Origin of the sequence: Nocardia lijiangensis NBRC 108240, assembly GCF_001613045.1 — a bacterium.
In the GTDB taxonomy this organism is placed as follows: domain Bacteria; phylum Actinomycetota; class Actinomycetes; order Mycobacteriales; family Mycobacteriaceae; genus Nocardia; species Nocardia lijiangensis.
Window position 1 is genome coordinate 56,677 of record NZ_BDBP01000046.1, and the last position, 19,837, is coordinate 76,513.

Below are 19,837 nucleotides of genomic sequence, written 5' to 3' on the forward strand. Positions count from 1 at the left end.
GAGCCGCTGGCGTTCAGCGCGAGCGTCGAGCCTCGCAGAACCAGGCGATCACTGTTTGTCCGAATTCGCTCATAGCGCAATAGATCTGCGGCCGTTCGGGCGCGCGTCGCGGCGGTGGCTGGTTGGGTTCCGCCATGGCCGTTTCCCCGTCGAACCCGCATGACGCGTATTTCCGGCACGTCCTCGGCCGACCCGCCGACGCGGCTTCCGAGTTGCGCGCGGCGCTGCCGGAAGCTGTTGCCGCTCGGGTCGATTGGCACGGACTCGAACTGCAGTCGGGCAGTTTCGTTTCCAAACAACTGCGCTCGCGCTACAGCGATCTACTGTTCCGCACCCGCCTGGACGGACACGACGCCTACATCTACCTGCTGATCGAGCATCAGAGCTGCAGCGACAAGTTCATGCCGTTGCGCATGCTGGACTACCTGGTCAACATCTGGAACCACTACCTGCGCCACAACCCCGCTGCCCGCACCCTGCCCGCGGTGGTACCGCTGGTGGTCCACAGCAACCACACCGGACGCCCGTGGACCGCACCCACCGAACTCAGCGAGCTCATCGATCTCGATCCGGCCACCCGTCAGGCGCTCAGTCCGTATCTGCCGCGCTTTCGGTTCCTGCTCGATGACATCGCCGCCCTGGACCTGCCCGCACTGCGCGCCCGCGATCTCACTCCTGCGACCCGCGTGATGCTGGTCCTGCACAAGATCGCACCCGGCAACACCCGCCTGGGCTCTGACCTGCTGGCATTGACCGACGATCTGCGCTCCATCCTCGATGGCCCCAACGGAACACATGAACTTCAATGCGTTGCGTCGTACATACTTATTGTCGGCGACACCCAGGAAGCCGACCTGGAACCGCTCATCGATCGACTCGGTCCCCGAGCCAAGGAGGCCATCATGACCACTGCCGAACGGCTCCGCGCCGAAGGGCATGCCGCAGGACGCGCTGCAGGACGCGCCGAAGAACGCGCGGAGCTCTTGATCGAACAGCTGACCCACAAATTCGGGTCGCTACCTGCCGGCACCATCGACTCCATCCGTGCCACGGACCCGGCGCTGGTACGAACCTGGGCCCTCCGCGTCCTCACCGCCAACACCCTCGACGACGTCTTCGCCTGACCAACACCGGCGCGAGCGGCGAGGGTTCATCGCCGCAGCCTTCAACGGTGCGGCCGACCTGCCGAATCCATCCTCCGTGCGGAGCGGAGCGGCCCGTAGACCGTCGAGAACCCCCATTCGATCGACTCGGTCCCCGAGCCAAGGAGGCCATCATGACCACCGCCGAACGGCTCCGCGCCGAAGGGCACGCCGCAGGACGCGCAGAGCTCTTGATCGAACAGCTGACCCACAAATTCGGGTCCCTACCTGTCGACATCATCAACTCCATCCATGCCACCGACCCGGCGCTGCTACGAACCTGGGCTCTCCGCGTCCTCACCGCCAACACCTTCGACGACGTCTTCGCCTGACCAACACCGGCACCAGCGGAAACCGTGCATCGCCGTAGCCATCACGGCCCACGCGGCCGAGCTGTGCGATCGGCCCGGCGAAGGCATCCGTGGCGAATACCCGAACATGAACTAGAACGCGTTCTATAGTCTGAACATGCAGACAGCGTCGACCGGACAGCCAGGTGCAAGGCGGGCCAACTCTGTGCGGAAATGGCGGACGCGAATCTCGGCGCTCGTCCTCACCCTCTCCACAACCTGCGCGGTTCTCGTCGGAATCGCCACTCCCGCAACGGCGATTCCGAACACCACCGACGCGTTCTATATCCCTCCGGCCGGTTACGAGTCATCCGAGCCGGGCACCATCCTGCGCGCCCGGCCGATCACACCGGCTGCGCTCCAGCTGATCCCCATGCGGGTTCGCGCCTGGCAATTGCTTTATCGGACAACGGATTCGAACGGCGATCCATACGCCGCGGTGACCACGCTCCTGATGGGGGATCACGGCAGGCCCGCGACCGCGGTCCTGTCCTTCGACAGCATGATCGACGCCATCGCGCCGAATTGCATGCCCTCACAAGTGTTGCGGACCGGTGCGCCATGGCTCGAGTTCGGGGGCAACGGTGGGCCGATCACGCTGTCGACGACGGCGAGCGAAACAGCGATGATCGCGGCCGGCCTGGCCCAGGGGTGGGTGGTGTCGGTCCCGGACCTCGGTGGCGTCGAGAATCGCTTCCTGACGCCGCGGGAACCGGGATACGTTGCGCTCGACGGTGTTCGAGCCGCGCAGAACTTCGCCGAGCTGGGCCCGATCGGAGTGGACACCCCCGCGCTGTTCTGGGGATACTCCGGCGGCGGAATCGCCACGGCGTGGGCCGCGGAGGTGCAGCCGAGCTATGCGCCGGAACTGAACGTCGCCGGGATGGCCATCGGTGCGCCGGTTCCGGATTTCGCCGCCGCGATCATGAACGGAAACGGTTCTCCGGTCGCAGGTTTGGTCGCGGTCGGCGTCGCCGCCTTGCGACAGGATTCCCCCGAAATGGCCGGGCTGCTCGACCGCGTGGTCACCGACGAAGGCCAACGGCTGCTCGCGGGAGCAGCGGCGAGCTGCACACCGCAGAACCTGGTCAGCTTCGCATTCCGTGACTTCGACAGCCTGTTGACCGAGCCGTTGCACCAGATCATGAGCGCACCGGTCACCCAGCGTGTACTCGCCGAACGAGCACTGGGCGAATCCGCCCCCACCGCACCGCTGTACGTCTACAACGCCATCGACGACGAATTGAGCACCATCGCCTCCGCCGACCAGCTCGTCGACCAATATTGCGCCGCAGGAACTTCCGTCACCTACCGGCGCGACCTCATCCCCTCCGTGATCTCAACGCACACCTTCGAATGGGGCCTCGGCGCACCTGGCGCATTCGCCTGGCTGAAGGACCGAGCCACCGACACGGGCTGGCCGCCCATCGGCTGCGACATCCAGACGGTATCGACCCCCGTCTCACCGGCGGCGTTGAGCACCCTCGGACCCGACTACACCGGCGGACTGCTGGCCGCGATCCTCGGACACCGCTGAGCGACGACATCTTCGCCTGACCAGCACCGATCTGTCTCGCGTGCGCATCGGGCACCGATGTCTTCACGCAGGCGTCGGCCTCACCGAGAAACCGCACATGGTCGCTTCGCTCGTGCCCATCCGGTCGCTCCATTTGGTTTCGCCGATGGACACCCCGTGCCTGTCAGGCACGGGGTCGCTCGATGGTGCGCCGCTCGTCGCCCGCCACGCCGCTTCGTACCCACGGCGAACACTCTGTGTGATTTCTGCTCGGTGTGACTACGGCAGCGGGTGGCCACGTTCTTTACCAGATATGGATCTCGGTCGACACGAGCGCTGCGCGAGCGGTGCAGGGACCCGCGATTCGTCTCGGCTGGCCCGATGCTCATCACACAGGTGCCCACTCCCGCGCCGGATGTAGGCCGGGTCCAGTCGCTGCGCGAATGTCAGATTCTCGCGGCGCCAGCAGTCGCCGCAGGCGAACTCGCTCATATCGGCCTCCTCGTTCCTTCGCTCAGCGTGTTGCCGAAGAGTTCCCACTTCCCAGGAGAACCGAGGCCGTGTATCCATACCATCGCCGTTTGGCGCCCATACCGTGACCGATTCGGCGTCGCGGCTCGGGCGCGGGGTCGGCGGACTCGTCCGCGGCGATCGCGGCGTGGTGGTTCGACAGACAGCCGCTGCCCCTCGGACCCGACTACACCGGCGGGCTGCTGGCCGCGATCCTCGGACACCGCTGAGCGCGTTCTAGTTCGACCTTCCCTTCGGCGACCACGGACGTCATCCTTGTCGTGTGGGCAGGAGGGCCACATGGACATCGTGGGGAACGCAATTTCGGCGCTGGCGGTACTGCTGGGTGTCGTCCTCGGCGGATGGTTGACGGTACGGAGTCAACAGAACCAGTGGACTCGCGAATACGAGCGTCATTGGCTCGACATCCGGTTGTCGACCTACAACGACTTCGTCACCGCCTACCGGCAATACGTGGCCTTCGTGCTGAGCGAACGGGTGAAAGTCGTTGCGATCCCGCATCCGCGCGTCCCCAACGAACTGACGCCTCTGTTCGACGAAGAGGGCATGCAGCACAAGGTGCGGCTCGACTCGGCCTGGGTCGCCACCCGGGTGGTGTGCACAACCCAGGCAACCTCCGACGCCTGCCTGAAGGTGGTGACAATCGCCCGCCAAATAGCCGCCTCCCGCGCCAACCTCGACGCGACCGAAGTGCCTCCCGAACTGCTCAACCAGCTCTGGACCGCGCAGTACGGGTTCGTGAGCGCGGTGCGCACGGAACTCAGGCTGGAGACGATGCCCGCGCTACCCGGACGCGAGTGAACGGACGCGTGACCCCTTCGAGTATCGAATCGGCCGATTGCACCTTTGCCTCAGAAATCGACTGGGAAGATCGATACCGCATTCGATGTTATGCACAGCTGCTGACCGACCAAGACTTCAGAGATAACTTCGTCGGGGTCGACGAGGGTCGATCCCCCACCCAGATCGAGTACGAACAGTCCGTCATCGTAGACAAGAGTCACCTGCCCACATAGTGACGTTTTGCCGCCATCAGCGAATAATCCATTGTCCCGACGTTTCCCCGGATCGATAAGAGACCAGGATTCGATGTCGTCGACGTCTATCTCTACGTCGAATTGTTGACCATGCTTCGCGGCGCCTTTCCCGCGCCAGATAGCGCACCATTCTCCTGATTCAGCCCGAACCATGGTTTAGTCACCTGGTGCGACATCTTGCAGGACCGTAACCCTCACTACCAAGCTCCTTGACGATTTCGACCCAGCCGCTACCGGCCAGATCCACTGCCGTGCGGGCGGCAGTGGTGAGCGGGTGCGCGCTGGCGATATCGACCGACCCGAATGCCGCACTGTCGAGCATGGTGATCATCCAAGACCACCGCGAAAACAACGACCCCACGTACACTTACACCTGACCATCGGCCGCCGACCACATCACCTCGAGTAACCGGCATGCCCGCCAGCCGACCTCGAATTCACCCTCGTCCCGGGACCCGAGCATCAGCCGGAAACCGCTGCACCACCTCGATCTCACCGACTATGTGTCGATTGAACTCCTCGAGATCCTCTGCCGGGACCCAATATTCGAGAATCTCCCGCCCACCGACTTGTCGCACCTCGTACCGCCCCAGGAACGCGGACTCGACCGAAAATCTCGTCACGAACCCCGACCCCGAGGCCGGAACATTCCAGTCGCGCGCGATCATCACCGCGTACTCTTCGGTCAACACCGGGTAAAAAATCGGCTGATCCGGCAGCCGAGGAGGCCACTCACGCCACCCCGACTCCGCGACCAATCGCAACTCCTCGGGTCCAGTCGGACGCCACAGCGTCGTAGTCGACATCTTTATTCCAATCCACTCATCGAACGCTGCTGAACTGACCCATCTGGAGCTGATAGTTGTTGGATGCCAAGGTGTTAAGAAGGCAGCCGCGGTCGGCAACTCCTCCCCACCCGGCAAAGGGATCAATCACGGCACAGTGAGGTAGTAAGCGAATTGCAAACCTCTCATTGATGTTGCCAGCGAGCTGTGAAGACACCACCGTGCTACTCCGCCCCGGGCAGTGGCTGCCCGGGGCGAGAAGCGGCGGGAGCCACCGCGGACAGCGCGGCGACGGTGAGAGCACTTATGCAAGAGAGCATTCCGAGTTTCACACGTCGAGGCTACAAGTTGGGCGCATCGTCGCCCGAGCGAGATGGCAGCGCTCGATCATGTGGATTTGTGCGGATGCACTGCCCGCCAGTGCTCGGCGATGTCGATGCGGCGAGTTATCCACACGCGGTCGTTGGATTGGATGTGGTCGAGGAAGCGTTCGAGGGCGGCGGTGCGGGCGGGGCGGCCGGCCAACCGGCAGTGCAGGCCGATGGAGAGCATTTTCGGGCTCCCTTCCGCCCCTTCGCGATACAGCACGTCGAAGGCGTCGCGCAGGTGGGTGAAGAACTGTTCGCCGCTGGGGAAGCCTGCGGGTGAGGCGAAGCGCATGTCGTTGGTGTCCAGTGTGTAGGGCACCACCAGATGGTCGCGGCCGCGCACGGTGACCCAGTACGGCAGGTCGTCGGCGTAGGAATCGGAGTCGTAGACGAAACCGCCGTGCTCGACGACCAATTCGCGTGTGTTGGGCGAATCGCGGCCGGTGTACCAGCCGAGCGGCGGAGCGCCGGTGAGCTCGGTGTGGATGCGCACCGCCTCTGAGAGATGGGTGCGCTCGGTCTCGATGTCGGTGAGCTGGTAGGACTTCCAGCGCAGGCCGTGGCAGGCGATCTCGTGGCCGAGTTCGGTGAACGCCGCCACCGCCTCCGGATTCCGCTGCATCGCCCTGGCCACCGCGAAGATCGTCAGCGGCAGGCCGCGGCGCTCGAAAACCCGTAGCACCCGCCACAGTCCGGCGCGGGAACCGTATTCATAGAGCGATTCCATGCTCATGTGCCGGTTCGGAAATGCCTCGGCCGGAGTTATTTCCGAGAGGAAGGTCTCCGAATGCGGGTCGCCGTCGAGCACATTGTTCTCCCCGCCCTCCTCGTAGTTGAGCACGAATTGCACCGCGATGCGCGCCCCGTCGGGCCAGCGCGGATCCGGCGGGTTCGGCCCGTACCCGACGAAATCCCTCATGCACCTAGCCTTCTCATGCACCCAGCTCCCCGTACAACCGCAGCCGCGCCAGGCCGCCGTCGGGATAGATGTCGAGGCGCACCTCCTCGACCGAGGCCGCTATCGGCGTGATCGGGAACCGATGCCTGGTGTCGGGCAGCAGGTCGGTGCGCGGCAGCAGTTCAACCTCGGTGCCGTCGTTGGTGCGGCCCGTGAGCCGTGCCGCACCGGGGCTGTTGCCGAGGAAGTAGGAGGTATCGATCTCGGCGAGCCGGATCAGACCCGGTCCCGCCAGACGGATACGTACCCAGTCGTTTCCGTCGTCGCGGCGGCGCGCGGTCTCCCACCCGTCGCCCATGCACCGCGCCGAGCCCGGGTAGAGCAGCTGGTTGGGTGAGCTGTAGAAGCGGTTGGAGCAGTCCAGCACCAGCGCGCCGTTCTCCAGCGCCGCCAGGTCGAGCGGGCCGAGGCCGGACAGCGCGGGATCGGGCCGTCCCTCGCCGTGCACGCGCAGCCGCGCCACGCCGCCGTCCGGATGCATCGTGAGCCGCACGTGGGTCCACCGCTGTTCGCTGTCCACGGGGAAGGGATTGCGAGTGTCTCCGGCGACCGGCGCACGGTCGATCAAGGTCACCCAATCCGACCGGACCGCAATGGTTTCCGCAGGTGGATAACCCTCGACTTCGAGCGCCGCCACCGAGACCGCGGGCGGATAGTTGCCGCGAAACCACGCGGTGTCCACCACGACGCCGCGGATCACACCCGGCACACCGAGCCGCACGATGGCCGCGTCGTCGCCGGGGCGGCCGCGATGCCTGCGGGTCTCCCACCCGTCGTAGATCTGGCCCTTGTGCCCGAAGGTGGACGGCCGATGCTCGGGGATGCCCGGAGCGATCAAATTCTCCTTCTCCGCGAAGAACTCGTCGTCGGCCCAGATCACCGCGCCGCCGAGCGGGCGGACCGCCAGATCGGGCAGCAACGTGAAGTGTCCGTCGGCTTCGTTCATCGCTTCTTCCGCACCCCGAGGTCGGTGATCGGCTGCCTGGCTACCAGCGCCCGCAACACCTCTCGGGTCAATTCCGGTGCCGCCGCGGCCAATTCCTCGTCGCTGCGCGCGCCGCAGCGCAGCCCGCGCAGCACGGTGGCGGCCAGCGCCTCGGCGGTGGCCGGTTCGTCCACCACTCCCGAGGCCCCGTCGCGCCGTTCGAGGTAGGCGCGCAGCCGTGGCACCGCGACGTCCATCGCGCCGCGGAAGAACGCGTAGGTCGCCAACCACCGGGTGATCAGATGCCCCGGGTACATGTCCCAGCCCTGGTAGTAGCCGCGGCGCAGGGCGCGGGTGACGAGCCGATAATGCTCGCGCAGGGCGTTTTCCGGTTCGGCGTCCGGCGTGATCTGGGTGGAGCCGTCGCACACCCAGACTCCGGTCTGCGCGGCGGCCGCCTGCATGACGGCCTTGGCGTGATCGGCCGCGGGATGGTCCAGCGCCTGGTCGGTGGCGGCCACCCCGCACGCGGCGGTGTAGTCGTAGGTGCCGAAATGCAGTCCGGCGCAGCGTCGTCCGGATGCCTTGATCATCTTGGCGACCGGCGCACTGCCGTCGGAGCCGACGATCGCCTGCGGGCTTTCGATCTGCAACTCGAAGCGCAGCGTCCCCTCGGCGAGCCCGGATCCACGTTCCAGCCCCTCGCACAGCGCGACGAGCGCCGAAACCTGTTCGGCGGCACGAATCTTCGGCACGGTGAAGACGAAGCGCTCGGGTACGCCACCCGCGGAGTCCAGCACGAGTTCGAGAGTGCGCAGGGCTCTGCGGCGTTCGGTCCCCGACAGTCCCTTGGTCCGGATGCCGAAGCCGGCGGGGGCGTCGGCGCCACCGGCCCAGCCCGCCAGGATCTTTCCCGCCGCGACGGCGGCCGCGTCCTCCTCTTGGTCTGAACGGAAGCCGTAGCCGTCCTCGAAATCGATCCGGAGATCCTGGATCGGCTCGCGCAGCAGCCGTTCCCGCACCGCGGGCAGGGCCGCCGCGGTGTCGAGTTCGGCGAGCGGTTCGTGGTGGGCGTCCAGCAGCTCTACGGCCGCCGCGCCCCAGTGCGCCGGTGTGTCGGCGCTCGCCCGGTCGGCGGGCACGTAAACGGTGTGAATCGGCTGCGTCCTGTCCCCCGACCCCGGGTAGCGCGCCCGCAGATCGGCGTCGACAGCCTCGAGCATGGCCTCGATCCTGGCCCGGACGTTCTCCGGCAGCCGTGTCGCTGTCACCGTTCCTCTCCCTCCTGCATGGCGCGCCAAACCCGGTCGGCCGTCATCGGCAGTCGATGCATACGCACCCCCACGGCGTCGCGGATGGCGTTGGCCAATGCCGGGGCGACCGGGTTGTACGGTGACTCGCTCATCGATTTCGCACCGAGCGGTCCGAGTTCGTCGGCGGTGTCGGCGAAGTAGACCTCGGTCGAGGGTAGATCGGCGAGCTGCGGAATGTGGTAATGCCGCAATGTCCGGGTCGTCACCACGCCGTGTTCGGAGCGCATGTCCTCGTAGAGCGCGGTGCCGATGGCCTGGGCCGCCCCGCCCTCCACCTGGCCGCGGCACTGCACCGGGTTGAGCACCGCGCCCGCGTCGGCGGCCTGGACCGAGTGCAGGATGCGAACCCGGCCGGTCGCCCGCTCGACGGCGACGCGGAAGGCCTGGACGTTGAAGCTGACCGAGCGCGGAATCCCGGAGTGCTCGCCGTGCGCCGTCAGCTCGCCCGCGGCGGCGAGTTCCTCCGTGCCGATCAGCCGATCGCCACACCGCACCCCCTCCGGGCCGAGGACGCAGTCGCACAGCGGCGTGCCGGTGAGTTCGGCAGCCCTCGCCAGCATCAGATCCTTCAGCACGAGCGCGGCGGCATAGGCGGCCTTGCCCGCGACCACGATGCCGGTCGATCCGAACGCGCCGGTGTCGTAGCCGACGAGGTCGGTGTCGGACTGCCTGATCACGATGCGCCCCGCATCGGTGCACAAAGCCGTCGCGGCGAGCTGCGCGTGAACGGTCGTCGTTCCGCTACCGAATTCCACTGTGCCCACCCGAATTTCGTAGCGGCCGCCGGAGCGGAGCAGAGCGACGGCCGAGGAACGGTGGCCGCGCGGCGGTATGGTCGCGATCATCGCCAATGCCATGCCCTCGCCCACCGACCATCCCGGACCGGGCGCGGCTGTCCCGTTGCCGCGCAACAGGGCTCGCTGCGCGAGGTCGAGGCACTGGTCGAGTCCGTAGCTGCCGAATACCAGATCTCCGGCCTCCAGCCCGGCCCCGGCGAACGCGTCACCGGGCACGACCACATTGCGCCTGCGGAAATCGAACGGGTCGATGCCGAGCGCGCGGGCCAGTTCGTCGAGCGCCGATTCGATGGCGAAGATGATCTGGCCGAGACCGTAGCCGCGGAACGCGCCGGAGGGGACGTTGTTGGTGTAGACCGCCCTGGCGTCCACGCGCTTGTTCGCGCACCGGTACACCTCGATCGATTCGCTCACCCCGTGATACATCACGCCCCCGCTGTGATTGCCGTAGGCGCCGGTGTCGGAGAGCACGTCGATGGCCAGGGCGGTGAGCACGCCGTCCGCATCCGCGCCCGCGGTGACGGCGACCCGCATCGGGTGCCTGCTGGTGGCCGCGGTGAACTCCGCGGAGCGGGTGTATTCGTACTGCACCGGACGTCCCGTGCGCAGCACCGCGAGCGCGATGAGGTCCTCGACCAGCATTTCCTGTTTGGCGCCGAAACCGCCGCCGACCCTGGCGGCGAAGACCCGCACCCGCTCGCGCGCCAGCCCGAACACGTGGCACAGCTCGTCGCGGACCAGGAACGGCACCTGCGTGCTGCACCGGACGACGAGCCTGCCTTCGGCGTCCAGCCATCCGATGCCGCCGTGCGTTTCGAGGTGCACGTGCTGCGCGCGTGGGGAATGCCACGTCCCACGCACCACGTGCGCGGCGGCGACCAGACCTGCCTCCATATCCCCCACACCGCCGTGCACTTCGGCGGCCAGGTTGCGGCGAGGGTCGGCGATGCGTGCCGAATCGGGTTTGTCGGCATGCAGTTTCGGCGCGTCCTCGGCCATCGCCTCGGCCGGATCGAATACGGCGGGCAACGGCTCGTAGGAGACGCGCAGGGCGCGACAGCCCGCCGCGGCGATGTCCACGCTGTCCGCGACCACTGCGGCCACCCGTTGCCCGACGAAGCGCACGGTGCGATCGAGCACGAACGTGTCGTCCGGGTCGTCGGTGCGCAACTCGTGCCTGCCCGTGGAGAACGGCACCGCGGGAGCATCGGCGTAGGTCAGCACTGCGCGCACGCCCGGAATCGCTTCGGCGGCGGCGGTATCGATGGAGAGGATGCGCGCGTGCGGGTGCGGGCTCGGCAGCACCACGATGTGCAGGGGCGCGGTCGACGGAGCTACGGGGTCGTCGGCGGCGGGGAGCACGTCGAGAGTGAAAGGTTCTGTACCCGTGACGATCCGAGGTCCCGCCGGTGCACCCGCGCGCCCTCCCGCTGGAAGCTGCTCCAGCACCGTGGTCCCCATCGGTGTGCGTATGCCACCGCTCAGCTGTTCGGGCACAACCGATCCCACCGGCATACCTCCACCACCCGGCTCTTCGGGCACAACCGGCCCCACCTGCACGCCTCCACCACCCGGCTCTTCGGGCACAACCGGCCCCACCTGCACGCCTCCACCGCCCGGCTGTTCAGGCACAACCGGTACCGTCGTCGTGGCTGGGCTGCCCGCTGTCAGGGCAGCTCGAATCGGCCGATACCCCGTGCAGCGGCACAGGTTTCCCTTCAACAGTTCTGGAAGGTCGGCCGGATCCGGCCCCGCTTCGGTTCCACACCCCAATCCCGCGGCCGTGACCACCATGCCCGCGGTGCAGAACCCGCACTGGAACCCCGCCTCCTCGAGGATTCGCTGCTGCACCGGGTGCAGCCGATCCGGCTCGCCGAGCCCGGCGGCCGTCGTGATCGACCGATCGGCCGCGCGGTAGGCCGGGATCAGGCACGAGTGCACCGTCGTTCCGTCCAGCCGCACCGAGCACGCGCCGCAGTCGCCCGCGTCGCAGCCCTTCTTCACGGCGAAGCACCCGTGCTCGCGCAGCAGTGTGCGCAGACACTGGCCTGGGCGCGGTTCGGCGTCGACGATGCGGCCGTCGATCTCGAATTTCATAGCTGCCCACCGGGTTCGGTGCGTAGCTCCGCGGCCGCCTCGGCGGCCAGCAGCCCCGTGACGTGCCTGCGCCAGTCCGGCGCACCGTGCGGATCGTCGAACCACAGTGCCGGATCGATCCCGGCCAGCGCCGCCGCCACCGCCCGCTCCTGCGGCACGGCGGGAAAGTCCAGCACCACCGGGCGGGTGGTCGCCGCCGTGATCGTCAGCACGCACCGTCCGCCGGGCTCGCGGCGCCCCATCACCAGCGCGCCGGAGCGTCCGAGCGGCGCGAGCGCGATCTTCCGAAACGCGGTGCGCGCGAGCAACGCCCGCTCTGGAAGGGTGATCGAGCGCAGCACCTCACCCTGGCGCAGCACCGTGAGTCCGGGACCGATCACGAACTCCCGCAGTGGAATCCGGCGCTCGCCGCCCTCGGCCGTCCACACCAGCGCGACGCCGTCGAGCGCGACCAGCGCGGCGAGCACAGCACCGGCGGGCAGCGCGAGACATATGTTCCCGCCGACCGTCGCGCTGTGCCAGATCTTGTGCGACGCCACCAGCGCCCGGCAGGCCTGCGCGAACAGCGCGGTCCCCGGCCACTGCGGCCATCGATCGCCACCACCGAGCTCGCGTCCGGGACCGGCGTCGGCGAACTGCGCCAAGGTGCAGGTCGCCGCGATCTCCAAGCCCTCGGCGGTGGCCGTGCAGGCGGGCCAGCCCAGCGCGGTGATATCGATGAGCCGCTCCAGGTTCGGCTGCGGCTCCGAGAACAGAAAGGTGCCTCCGGCCAGCACCCCGGTCGACCCGCCGAGACCGGCCAGGTCGTCCCGCCCCCGAGCCACCGTCACCTCCCGGATCGTGTCCAGGTCCACGTCTCACCTCGCTTCACAGCGCCTGCCGCCACCCTAGGACGCGCTGGTTGCCGCGGTGTTGCGCGACACCCGCCCCTGATTGCGCGCCCGTTACCTCGATCGTCCTCCGCGGTCCCGGCGAAGGCACGCGCGGCGGACAGATCGCCGCGCGACCGGCAGCGCAGTACTTGACCTCGTCAAAAAGCCGCTGCTACCAAGGAGTTGTCCGGACCGGCGGTGTGCACCCAGGCCCCGGCCCGGAGGACACCTACAGCAGCGGGGAGGTGCTCGGTGGACCGAGCCGTCCGACCGGAACAGCAGCCAGGGGGCACGTACGGCATCGCCGAGCGCCGCCGGATCCGTGCCTTTCTGACCGGTCTCGGACTGGCCGAACACCAACTGCTGGAACCGCTGGCCGGGGAGCTGCGGCAGCGCGGGTGCCGTCCGCGCCAGGCCTGGCGGCTGGCCAACGAGCTGACCCAGAACTCGGTCGCCGAGCTGTACAACCAGATCACCGACAACCCGCAGGCCACCATGCGGGCCAGCCGGATCTCGGAGTACGAGGCATGGCCGACGGCGGGGTCCTCGGTGGCCCGGCCGACCATCCGGGTGCTGAAGATCCTGTCGACCATCTACGGAACCAGCTGGGAACAGCTGGTCGATCTCGCCGACCTGGAACTCATGCCCGCCGCCGAGCGCCTCGAATTCCAGGAGGCGATCGCCCGGCGCTCCGACGACCGCAGCCGCACGCCGGTGAGCACCGGCCTGCCTCCCGAGGTTCCGCATTTCACGGGTCGCGTGCTGCCCAAAGAGGAGCTGCACGACCGGGTGCACCGGCATCTGAGCGGGGAAGGGCCCGCCGTGCATGTCATCGACGGGCTGACCGGAATCGGCAAGTCCGCGCTCGCGCGGTACGCGGTGGCGGCCTTCGCCAAGCACTATCCGGACGGCACCATCTGGGCCGACCTGCACGGCCACACCGTCGGGCGGGAGCCGCGCCTGCCCACCGACGTGCTGGAACAACTGCTACTCCAGGTCGAGGTGCCGCGTGAGCACATCGTCGACGATCTGACCGGCCGGGCCGCGCAGTGGCGCACCGCGATGCGGCAGCGACGCATGCTCATCGTCTTCGACAACGTGCTCGACACCGCACACGTCCGATTGCTGCTGCCGCAGGCCCCCGGGTGTCTGGTGCTGATCACCAGCCGCGGCAAACTCACCGGCCTCGCCGAGGCCGCGCCGCTGCACTTGGACGTGATGGGCTGGCGCGAAGCCGAGGAATTGCTGGTCAAGCTGGGCAATCTGCCGTCCGGGTACGACCGCGGCGCGGTGCGCCAGATCCTGGAGACCTCGGGGCGGCTGCCGCTGGCGATCCGGCTGATCGGCGGCCAGATCGCGCACCACGGTGTCGATCTGCTCGCCGAGAGCGCCGCCGAGTTCGCGACCCGGGCCGAGGAACTCAGGGGCGCGCCGGGCGAGCACGCCTTCGGCGAATCGGTGGCCGCCTACATCCTCGACCGGTTCGCCGCCGAGGACGAGTCCCTGCGCGCCGCGTTCGAGACCTCCTACCAGCGATTGCAGACACCCGGACAGCGGCGGGCGGTGCGGATGCTCGGGTGGTTCCCCGGCCCGGAGATCACCGCCGAATCGCTGGCCACCATGGCGAAAACGACGCTCGGCGAAGCCAAGACGCTGATCCGCCAGATGTTCGAAGCGGGCTTTCTCGATCCGGCCGAGGGCGGTCCCGGCGGCTCGCGCTATCGGATGCACGATCTGACCCGGCTGCTCGCGCGGCTGCACGCCGAACGCGACGCCGCGCCCGGCGAGCACGCGGTGACCCTGGAACGCCTGATCGGCGCGGGAGTCACGGTGGCGCGCCGTGCCGGACCGCAGCGCACGGCCGTCTCGGTGCGGGGCGCCAAGTATCCCGCCGTCGAGACGCGAGCCAGCGAGGTCGAACAGGCGGTGGCCTGGCTGACCAGGGAACGGGAGATGCTGCTCGGCTGCATCGCGGCCACCGGACCCACGCTCGCGGCCGCCGAACTCGCCACCTTGCTCGGGGCCGATCTGTTCGGCGAGGGACTCTGGTCGGACTCACACTGGCTCTACCTGCGCGCACTCGAAATGGCCAGCGCCATCGCGGATCCCGACATCGAATGCGACGCGCTGAACGGCCTCGGTCACGTGGAGCGGATGGCCGGTGGATATCGCACCGCGCGTGAGCATTTCGAGCGGGCCTTGGCGATCGCGCGCGAACTCGGGGACCCGGACCGCCTCGCGGCCACGCTCTGCGGCTACGCCGAAGTGATCCGCCGCACCGGAGATTTCGAGAAGGCCAGGCAGAACTACTCCGACGCCGCCGACATCGCGCAACGCACCGCGAACGCGAAGCTGCGCGGCGACGCGCTGCGTGGCCAGGGCCACATCGAACGGATGACCGGTGCGCACGCCGCGGCGCAGCGGCACTATCAGGAGGCGTTGCGCATCGCGCGCCGGATCGGCGACCGCACCGGTGAAAGCGGGTCGCTGTGGGGCCTGGGCAATATCGCGCGCAAGTCCGGCGATTTCGCGGCCGCGCGCCGCAATTTCGTCGACGCGTATCACATCGCCGCCGACATCGACGATTTCCTGTGCCAGGTCGACACGCTGCGCGGACTCGGCCATATCGAGCGCCGCTACGGCGAATACGCCGCCGCGCGCGACTATTACGCGAAATCGCGCGAACTCGCGCAGCGAATCAGGGACACGCACGGCGAGGCCGACGCACTGCAAAGCCTCGGAAATGTCTTCGCCGACATGGGTCGCGAGGCGGACGCGCGCGAGAATCTCTGTGCCGCTCTAACCTTGTACGAGCAGCTGGGCGTCCAGCTGAGCGATCGAACGCGCGCCGACATCGGCCGATTCACCTGTTCCTGACGGCGCACCGAACTTGCCCGGCGGCAGACTCGCACCGCCGATTGTGAAGTTTTCCCGGAGTTTCCGCCGTTTCGGCAGGTAGCGCCCACGCGAGCGACGAAGAAATCGGCGCGGACCGTGGGATCGCGAACCGAGGACCGCAGCTGTCACCCTGAAATCACCGCCCGAGAGCGGCGAGCGCCGCACTGGACGAAAGGGGTTGTTGCGATGGCTGTTACGGCCTCCGAATGGTTGATCACGAGCGATGTGGCGCAGGAGGTCGCGTTCCGCGTCGACCTGCCGGAAGCGGGCCACGGACGATGGGTGCTGTCCTACCTGCCGACCCACCGAAGACTCACCCGCGCGCAAGCCTTCACCGGACTCGTGCTCGCGGAATATCTCCTGCTGGAATGGGATTCGGACACCCCGCCGTTCGACACCGAGATCGCCGCGCTGCACGCCGCCGAGCTCGGCCTGACCCTGCACGACGTGATGTGCCTGCTGGCGCTGCGCGCCGGACCGCACGCCGAGGAGCGCCCCGGTCCCTCGGCGCGCGAAGACACCGCGAACGCTGTCGAAGAGGGGACGACAGTGTTCGCGGTCTGACAACGCAGCGCGTCACCGCGCCGGGACGATGCAGCGCGCCACCGCACTGGGACAACGCAGCGTCACCGCGCTCTGACGACTCAGCGCGTCACCGCGCTCTGACAATCGGCGCGTCACCGCGCGGTGGCAACCAGCACCGCTTGTGCTCTCGCCACCTGGCGACCCACCGATTCCTCGTCCACCGTGCGCACCTCCCCGTCGCGCACCACCTCGCGGCCGTTCACGATCAGCGCGGCCAGCGGGGGCGGTGAGCCGAGGATCAGTGCGGTGACGGGGTCGTCGATTCCTGCGTGGGCGGGGGTGTCGAGCCGCCAGAGCGCGAGGTCGGCCAGCTTTCCCGGTTCGATGGACCCGATCTCGGCGGCGCGGCCGAGTACCCGCGCACCGCCCATGGTGGCCAGCTCCAGTGCGGTGCGCACGGTCATCGCGCGCGGGCCGTGCGTGGCGCGGGCGTAGAGCAGGGCGTTGCGGGGTTCCTCGATCAGCGAGCTTGCTTCGTTGCTCGCGGCGCCGTCGACGCCGAGCCCCACCGCCACGCCCGCGGCGAGCAGGTCGGGGATGCGGGCGATGCCTGCGCCGAGGCGTCCGTTGGAGGTCGGGCAGTGCGCGATACCCGCGCCCGCGCCCGCGATGGCGGCGATCGCGATGTCGTCGAGGTGGACGGCGTGGGCGTACCAGACGTCCGGGCCGATCCAGCCGAGCCGCTCCAGGTACCGCGCGGGCGTGCAGCCGTAGGTGGAGAGGCAGTAGTCCTGTTCTTCCAGGGTCTCGGCGAGGTGCGTGTGCAGCCGCACCCCCTCGGCCCTGGCCAGCGCGGCGGATTCGCGCAACAAGTCCGCCGTCACCGAGAACGGCGAACAGGGCGCGAGCGCGATCCGGACCATGGCGTCGAAGGATGGGTCGTGCCAGCGGGCGATCGCGTCGGCGCTCGCGGTGAGGACGTCGTCCAGCGACTCCACCACGGAGTCGGGCGGCAGACCGCCCGCACTCGCTCCGAGGTCCATCGCGCCGCGACAGGGATGGAAGCGCAACCCGACCGTCGCGGCCGCGGCGATCTCCGCGCCGAGCAGGTCGCCGCCCTCGCGCGGGAACAGATAGTGGTGGTCGGAGGTCGTGGTGCAGCCGGTGCGTGCGAGGGCGGCCAGCGCGCCGGTCGCGGCGATCCGCACCGCCTCCTCGTCGATCCCCGCCCAGATCGGATACAGCGCGGTCAGCCAGTCGAACAGGCTCGCGTCGGCGGCGAGCCCCCTGGTGATCCACTGATAGAGGTGGTGGTGGGTGTTGACCAGCCCCGGGGTGAGCAGGCAGCCGCGCCCGTCGATGCGCGGCACGTCCAGCGCGGGCGCGTCGCCCGGGCCCACCGCGCCGATCCGGTTGCCGTGCACCACCACGTGGCCGCGCCGATACTCGGTGCCCGCCGCGTCGACAGTCGCCACCGCGCAGCCGTCGATCACCAGCGTCGGCACCTGGCTCACTGCTCCCACGCCTGCCCCGCGTCCGGTGCGTCCGCGCGCGCCACCGTGGCATGGATGAGTCCGTACGGCCGGTCGGCCGCGTAGTACACCTCGCCGCGGTTCTCGATGCCGAATCTGGCGAGGTCGTAGTCGAAGTGATGCTTGTTGGGCGCGGCCAAGCGGATCTCGGCGAGCACCGGGAACGACTCGAGCACCGCCTTGCCCATCTCGAACAGCGTCTGCTGCAAGGCTTTCGAATGGTGGGTCGCGAAGACCGCGACCAGCTGAGCGCGAATGCCCGCGTAGCACGCGTCCCAGTCCACGCCCTCGGTGCCCGCGAAGCGCCACTGCGCGACCAGCGAGGTGGCCAGCATCCGGTCGCGGGTCGGCTCCAGCACGGTGAACTCGTCGGTGAGGAAGTCCGCGAACTCCGAATCGGTCGACTTCAGGATGACGAGGTCCCGCACGCCGCCGATCACCCAGGCGCGCTGGGCATCTCCCTTGCCCGCGACCGTCACCCGCGCCGTGCGCACCTCGGGCCCCTGCCGGGTCCAGGTGAAGTCGTGCTCCGCGCCGTCCACCGAAACTCGTTGCCAGGCATACTCCTCCACCTCGACACCGGCACTGGCGACCGGTTCCACGTCGTCGACGAAATGCCGGGCGAGCGCCAGCGCGTAGTCCTCGACGGGCTGCAGGCCGGGCTTCTTCGCGTAGGCGTAGGCGGTCTGCTTCTGGCTGTCGGTGGGCAGCACCTTGGACTGGTCGCCCGCGGTGTAGGCGTCGGCGAAATCCCCGCGCAGTACCGTGGAGACGTTCACGTCGCGAATCTCGTGGCGAGGGCCGTCGCGGTAGATCCGGACGATCCGGTTCTCCGCCTTGCCGTATCGGTTGTCGGACAGCACGATCGGGCCGGACAGGGTCATGATCAGCTCCCTCGGTAGGTGGAGAAGGCGTACGGCGAGAGCAGCAGCGGGACGTGGTAGTGCCGTTCCCGGCCGACCACGAACGCGATGGAAACCTCCGGGTAGAACGTCTCGAGGCGCTGCCGCCCGAAGTAGGTGCCGGTGTCGAAGACGATCCGGTAGACGCCCGGCGCGAGTTCGGCGCCGAGGCCGCCGATCCGGCCGTCGGCATCGGTCGCGCCCGCACCGACGATCGCGTCGCCCGCGAACAGGGTGACCGCCATCTCGGCGGCGGGTGCGCCGCGGACTGCATCGAGGACGTGCGTGCTCAATGTGCTCATGCCGCTGCCTCGCTGGCGCTCGGCTCCGGCATGCGCACGGCGCGCTGGCACACGATTCGCTCACTGCGTTCACTCATGCCGCCGCCTCACTGCCGCCCGGCCCCGGCATGCGCACGGCGCGCTGGCACATGCTCATGCGAGCTCCCCGAGCAACCGCCGCAACCTGATTCGATTGATCTTCGCCAATTCGGTTCGCATCACAGCCCTTTCGGTCGCCGGGTCGTTGTGCAGCCGGGTGGTGAGCAGGTCGAGCAGTTCCGCGCCGGATCGACCCGTCGCGCAGACCAGATAGAGGTGGCCGAAGCGCCGCTCGTAGGCGCGGTTGCCCTCGGCGAGCGCCGTGCGCACCGCGTCGGTCGCGTCCGCCACCCCGGACTGCTCCCGTGCCGAGGCCGCGCTGTCCGTCCGGTCGCCGATGCGCGGATGCCCGGCCAAGGCGCGGTCGACGTCCTCCTCGGGCAGTGCGGCGAGCACATTGTCGGCGGTGCCGAACAGTTGTTCGACGCTCGAGTACGGGCGTTCGGCGAGCACTCCGCGCGCCCACGCGGGCGACGCGCAACAGGCGAGCAAAGCCTCGGTGGCCGCCGCCTCCGACAGCGCGTTGAAGCCGGTGATCCTGGCCGCCTCGTCCGTCATCGAACCAGCATCGAATACACAGGGGTCCCATGCCACCGGAAGGGCCAGATCACCTCCGGCGTGTCGGGGCCGTCGCGGGGACGAACGCCGTCCGCACCCCGAGGCCGAGGCGAAAGTACGACGCTCGCGGTTCACCGGACGCCGATCTTCCGGCACTTCGAGGTAACCCACCGGCAACGCGCGCGGTCTAGCGTGGGACACGTGGCTGCATCGGATCGCGCCGGGAACGCTCCGGTCGCCCGCACGGGTTGTGCGGGCATTGTGCTCGCCGCGGGCGCGGGCACCCGCTACGGCCGCCCCAAGGCGCTGGCCGAGGGCGGCGCCTGGCTGCGCGCGGCGGTGGACGCCCTG

General features: G+C 68.6%; 18 protein-coding genes and 1 pseudogene. 7 read left to right on the forward strand and 12 right to left on the reverse strand.

The genetic code is table 11. The features are described 5' to 3' along the window. Window positions 1-134: 134 nt before the first annotated feature. The 4 genes from NL1_RS18315 (at window position 135) to NL1_RS18330 (ending at window position 4,340) form a co-directional block, all read left to right on the forward strand. Window positions 135-1,124, forward strand: a complete 990-nt coding sequence (locus NL1_RS18315; protein ID WP_067840935.1) for an Rpn family recombination-promoting nuclease/putative transposase — start codon at window positions 135-137, stop codon at window positions 1,122-1,124. Window positions 1,125-1,276: 152 nt separating this feature from the next. Continuing rightward, window positions 1,277-1,474: a hypothetical protein gene (locus tag NL1_RS18320; RefSeq protein WP_067840937.1), complete on the forward strand. Its 198-nt coding sequence runs from the start codon at window positions 1,277-1,279 to the stop codon at window positions 1,472-1,474. A gap of 136 nt (window positions 1,475-1,610) precedes the next feature. Then, window positions 1,611-3,029, forward strand: a complete 1,419-nt coding sequence (locus NL1_RS18325; RefSeq protein WP_067840939.1) for a lipase family protein — start codon at window positions 1,611-1,613, stop codon at window positions 3,027-3,029. Between the two features lie 789 nt (window positions 3,030-3,818). Continuing rightward, entirely contained in the window at window positions 3,819-4,340 is a 522-nt protein-coding gene (locus NL1_RS18330; protein ID WP_067840940.1) for a hypothetical protein, read from the forward strand. 50 nt (window positions 4,341-4,390) lie between these two features. Here the strand turns inward: NL1_RS18330 and NL1_RS37700 are convergent, their stop codons facing one another. The 8 genes from NL1_RS37700 to NL1_RS18360 all read right to left on the reverse strand — a co-directional run bounded on the left by NL1_RS37700 (window position 4,391) and on the right by NL1_RS18360 (window position 12,673). After that, window positions 4,391-4,729 carry a hypothetical protein gene (locus NL1_RS37700; RefSeq protein WP_156094928.1) on the reverse strand — a complete coding sequence of 113 codons (339 nt, stop codon included), beginning with the start codon at window positions 4,727-4,729 and terminating at the stop codon, window positions 4,391-4,393. Between the two features lie 7 nt (window positions 4,730-4,736). Beyond that, on the reverse strand, window positions 4,737-4,907 hold the full coding sequence (locus NL1_RS37705) for a hypothetical protein (RefSeq protein WP_156094929.1): 171 nt from the start codon (window positions 4,905-4,907) through the stop codon (window positions 4,737-4,739). A 106-nt stretch (window positions 4,908-5,013) separates the two neighbouring features. Next, complete coding sequence (locus NL1_RS18335) at window positions 5,014-5,334, reverse strand: ADP-ribosylation/crystallin J1 (protein WP_245673368.1); 321 nt, start codon at window positions 5,332-5,334, stop codon at window positions 5,014-5,016. 414 nt (window positions 5,335-5,748) lie between these two features. Continuing rightward, window positions 5,749-6,648 (reverse strand): allantoinase PuuE, encoded by a 900-nt coding sequence (gene puuE, locus NL1_RS18340; protein WP_067840943.1) that lies wholly within the window; start codon window positions 6,646-6,648, stop codon window positions 5,749-5,751. A 13-nt stretch (window positions 6,649-6,661) separates the two neighbouring features. Then, entirely contained in the window at window positions 6,662-7,633 is a 972-nt protein-coding gene (gene alc, locus NL1_RS18345; RefSeq protein ID WP_067840944.1) for an allantoicase, read from the reverse strand. Beyond that, window positions 7,630-8,835 carry a DUF6986 family protein gene (locus tag NL1_RS18350; RefSeq protein WP_067840946.1) on the reverse strand — a complete coding sequence of 402 codons (1,206 nt, stop codon included), beginning with the start codon at window positions 8,833-8,835 and terminating at the stop codon, window positions 7,630-7,632. The genes alc and NL1_RS18350 overlap by 4 nt, the downstream gene beginning before the upstream one ends. A gap of 44 nt (window positions 8,836-8,879) precedes the next feature. After that, window positions 8,880-11,819, reverse strand: a complete 2,940-nt coding sequence (locus NL1_RS18355; RefSeq protein ID WP_067840948.1) for a molybdopterin-dependent oxidoreductase — start codon at window positions 11,817-11,819, stop codon at window positions 8,880-8,882. Continuing rightward, on the reverse strand, window positions 11,816-12,673 hold the full coding sequence (locus tag NL1_RS18360; protein WP_067840949.1) for an FAD binding domain-containing protein: 858 nt from the start codon (window positions 12,671-12,673) through the stop codon (window positions 11,816-11,818). Before NL1_RS18360 ends, NL1_RS18355 begins: the two co-directional genes overlap by 4 nt. A gap of 270 nt (window positions 12,674-12,943) precedes the next feature. On the opposite strand from NL1_RS18360, the gene NL1_RS18365 reads away from it, so the two are divergent. Both NL1_RS18365 and NL1_RS18370 read left to right on the forward strand, forming a co-directional pair. After that, a complete protein-coding gene (locus NL1_RS18365) occupies window positions 12,944-15,568 on the forward strand; it encodes a tetratricopeptide repeat protein (protein ID WP_067840955.1) in 2,625 nt (874 codons plus the stop codon). Window positions 15,569-15,775: 207 nt separating this feature from the next. After that, complete coding sequence (locus tag NL1_RS18370; RefSeq protein ID WP_067840957.1) at window positions 15,776-16,153, forward strand: hypothetical protein; 378 nt, start codon at window positions 15,776-15,778, stop codon at window positions 16,151-16,153. Window positions 16,154-16,266: 113 nt separating this feature from the next. Here the strand turns inward: NL1_RS18370 and NL1_RS18375 are convergent, their stop codons facing one another. The 4 genes from NL1_RS18375 to uraD form a co-directional block, all read right to left on the reverse strand. Continuing rightward, a complete protein-coding gene (locus tag NL1_RS18375; protein ID WP_084510724.1) occupies window positions 16,267-17,637 on the reverse strand; it encodes an 8-oxoguanine deaminase in 1,371 nt (456 codons plus the stop codon). Beyond that, entirely contained in the window at window positions 17,625-18,530 is a 906-nt protein-coding gene (pucL, locus tag NL1_RS18380) for a factor-independent urate hydroxylase (RefSeq protein ID WP_067840960.1), read from the reverse strand. Before pucL ends, NL1_RS18375 begins: the two co-directional genes overlap by 13 nt. A 2-nt stretch (window positions 18,531-18,532) precedes the next feature. Beyond that, complete coding sequence (gene uraH / locus NL1_RS18385) at window positions 18,533-18,850, reverse strand: hydroxyisourate hydrolase (protein WP_067840962.1); 318 nt, start codon at window positions 18,848-18,850, stop codon at window positions 18,533-18,535. 132 nt (window positions 18,851-18,982) lie between these two features. Continuing rightward, window positions 18,983-19,486, reverse strand: a complete 504-nt coding sequence (gene uraD, locus NL1_RS18390; protein WP_067840964.1) for a 2-oxo-4-hydroxy-4-carboxy-5-ureidoimidazoline decarboxylase — start codon at window positions 19,484-19,486, stop codon at window positions 18,983-18,985. Between the two features lie 201 nt (window positions 19,487-19,687). Between uraD and NL1_RS39600 the strand changes: the two are divergent. After that, a pseudogene (locus NL1_RS39600) lies at window positions 19,688-19,837 on the forward strand (nucleotidyltransferase family protein); the annotation flags it as partial.

Excerpts from the sequence above, each read along its gene's own strand:
- NL1_RS18315 (WP_067840935.1), top strand. The coding sequence starts at position 135 with ATGGCCGTTTCCCCGTCGAACCCGCATGACGCGTATTTCCGGCACGTC.
- puuE (WP_067840943.1), bottom strand. The coding sequence starts at position 6,648 with ATGAGGGATTTCGTCGGGTACGGGCCGAACCCGCCGGATCCGCGCTGG.
- pucL (WP_067840960.1), bottom strand. The coding sequence starts at position 18,530 with ATGACCCTGTCCGGCCCGATCGTGCTGTCCGACAACCGATACGGCAAG.
- uraD (WP_067840964.1), bottom strand. The coding sequence starts at position 19,486 with ATGACGGACGAGGCGGCCAGGATCACCGGCTTCAACGCGCTGTCGGAG.
- NL1_RS37700 (WP_156094928.1), bottom strand. The coding sequence starts at position 4,729 with ATGGTTCGGGCTGAATCAGGAGAATGGTGCGCTATCTGGCGCGGGAAA.
- NL1_RS18320 (WP_067840937.1), top strand. The coding sequence starts at position 1,277 with ATGACCACCGCCGAACGGCTCCGCGCCGAAGGGCACGCCGCAGGACGC.
- NL1_RS37705 (WP_156094929.1), bottom strand. The coding sequence starts at position 4,907 with ATGATCACCATGCTCGACAGTGCGGCATTCGGGTCGGTCGATATCGCC.
- NL1_RS18330 (WP_067840940.1), top strand. The coding sequence starts at position 3,819 with ATGGACATCGTGGGGAACGCAATTTCGGCGCTGGCGGTACTGCTGGGT.
- NL1_RS18350 (WP_067840946.1), bottom strand. The coding sequence starts at position 8,835 with ATGCTCGAGGCTGTCGACGCCGATCTGCGGGCGCGCTACCCGGGGTCG.
- NL1_RS18355 (WP_067840948.1), bottom strand. The coding sequence starts at position 11,819 with ATGAAATTCGAGATCGACGGCCGCATCGTCGACGCCGAACCGCGCCCA.
- NL1_RS18370 (WP_067840957.1), top strand. The coding sequence starts at position 15,776 with ATGGCTGTTACGGCCTCCGAATGGTTGATCACGAGCGATGTGGCGCAG.
- alc (WP_067840944.1), bottom strand. The coding sequence starts at position 7,633 with ATGAACGAAGCCGACGGACACTTCACGTTGCTGCCCGATCTGGCGGTC.
- uraH (WP_067840962.1), bottom strand. The coding sequence starts at position 18,850 with ATGAGCACATTGAGCACGCACGTCCTCGATGCAGTCCGCGGCGCACCC.
- NL1_RS18325 (WP_067840939.1), top strand. The coding sequence starts at position 1,611 with ATGCAGACAGCGTCGACCGGACAGCCAGGTGCAAGGCGGGCCAACTCT.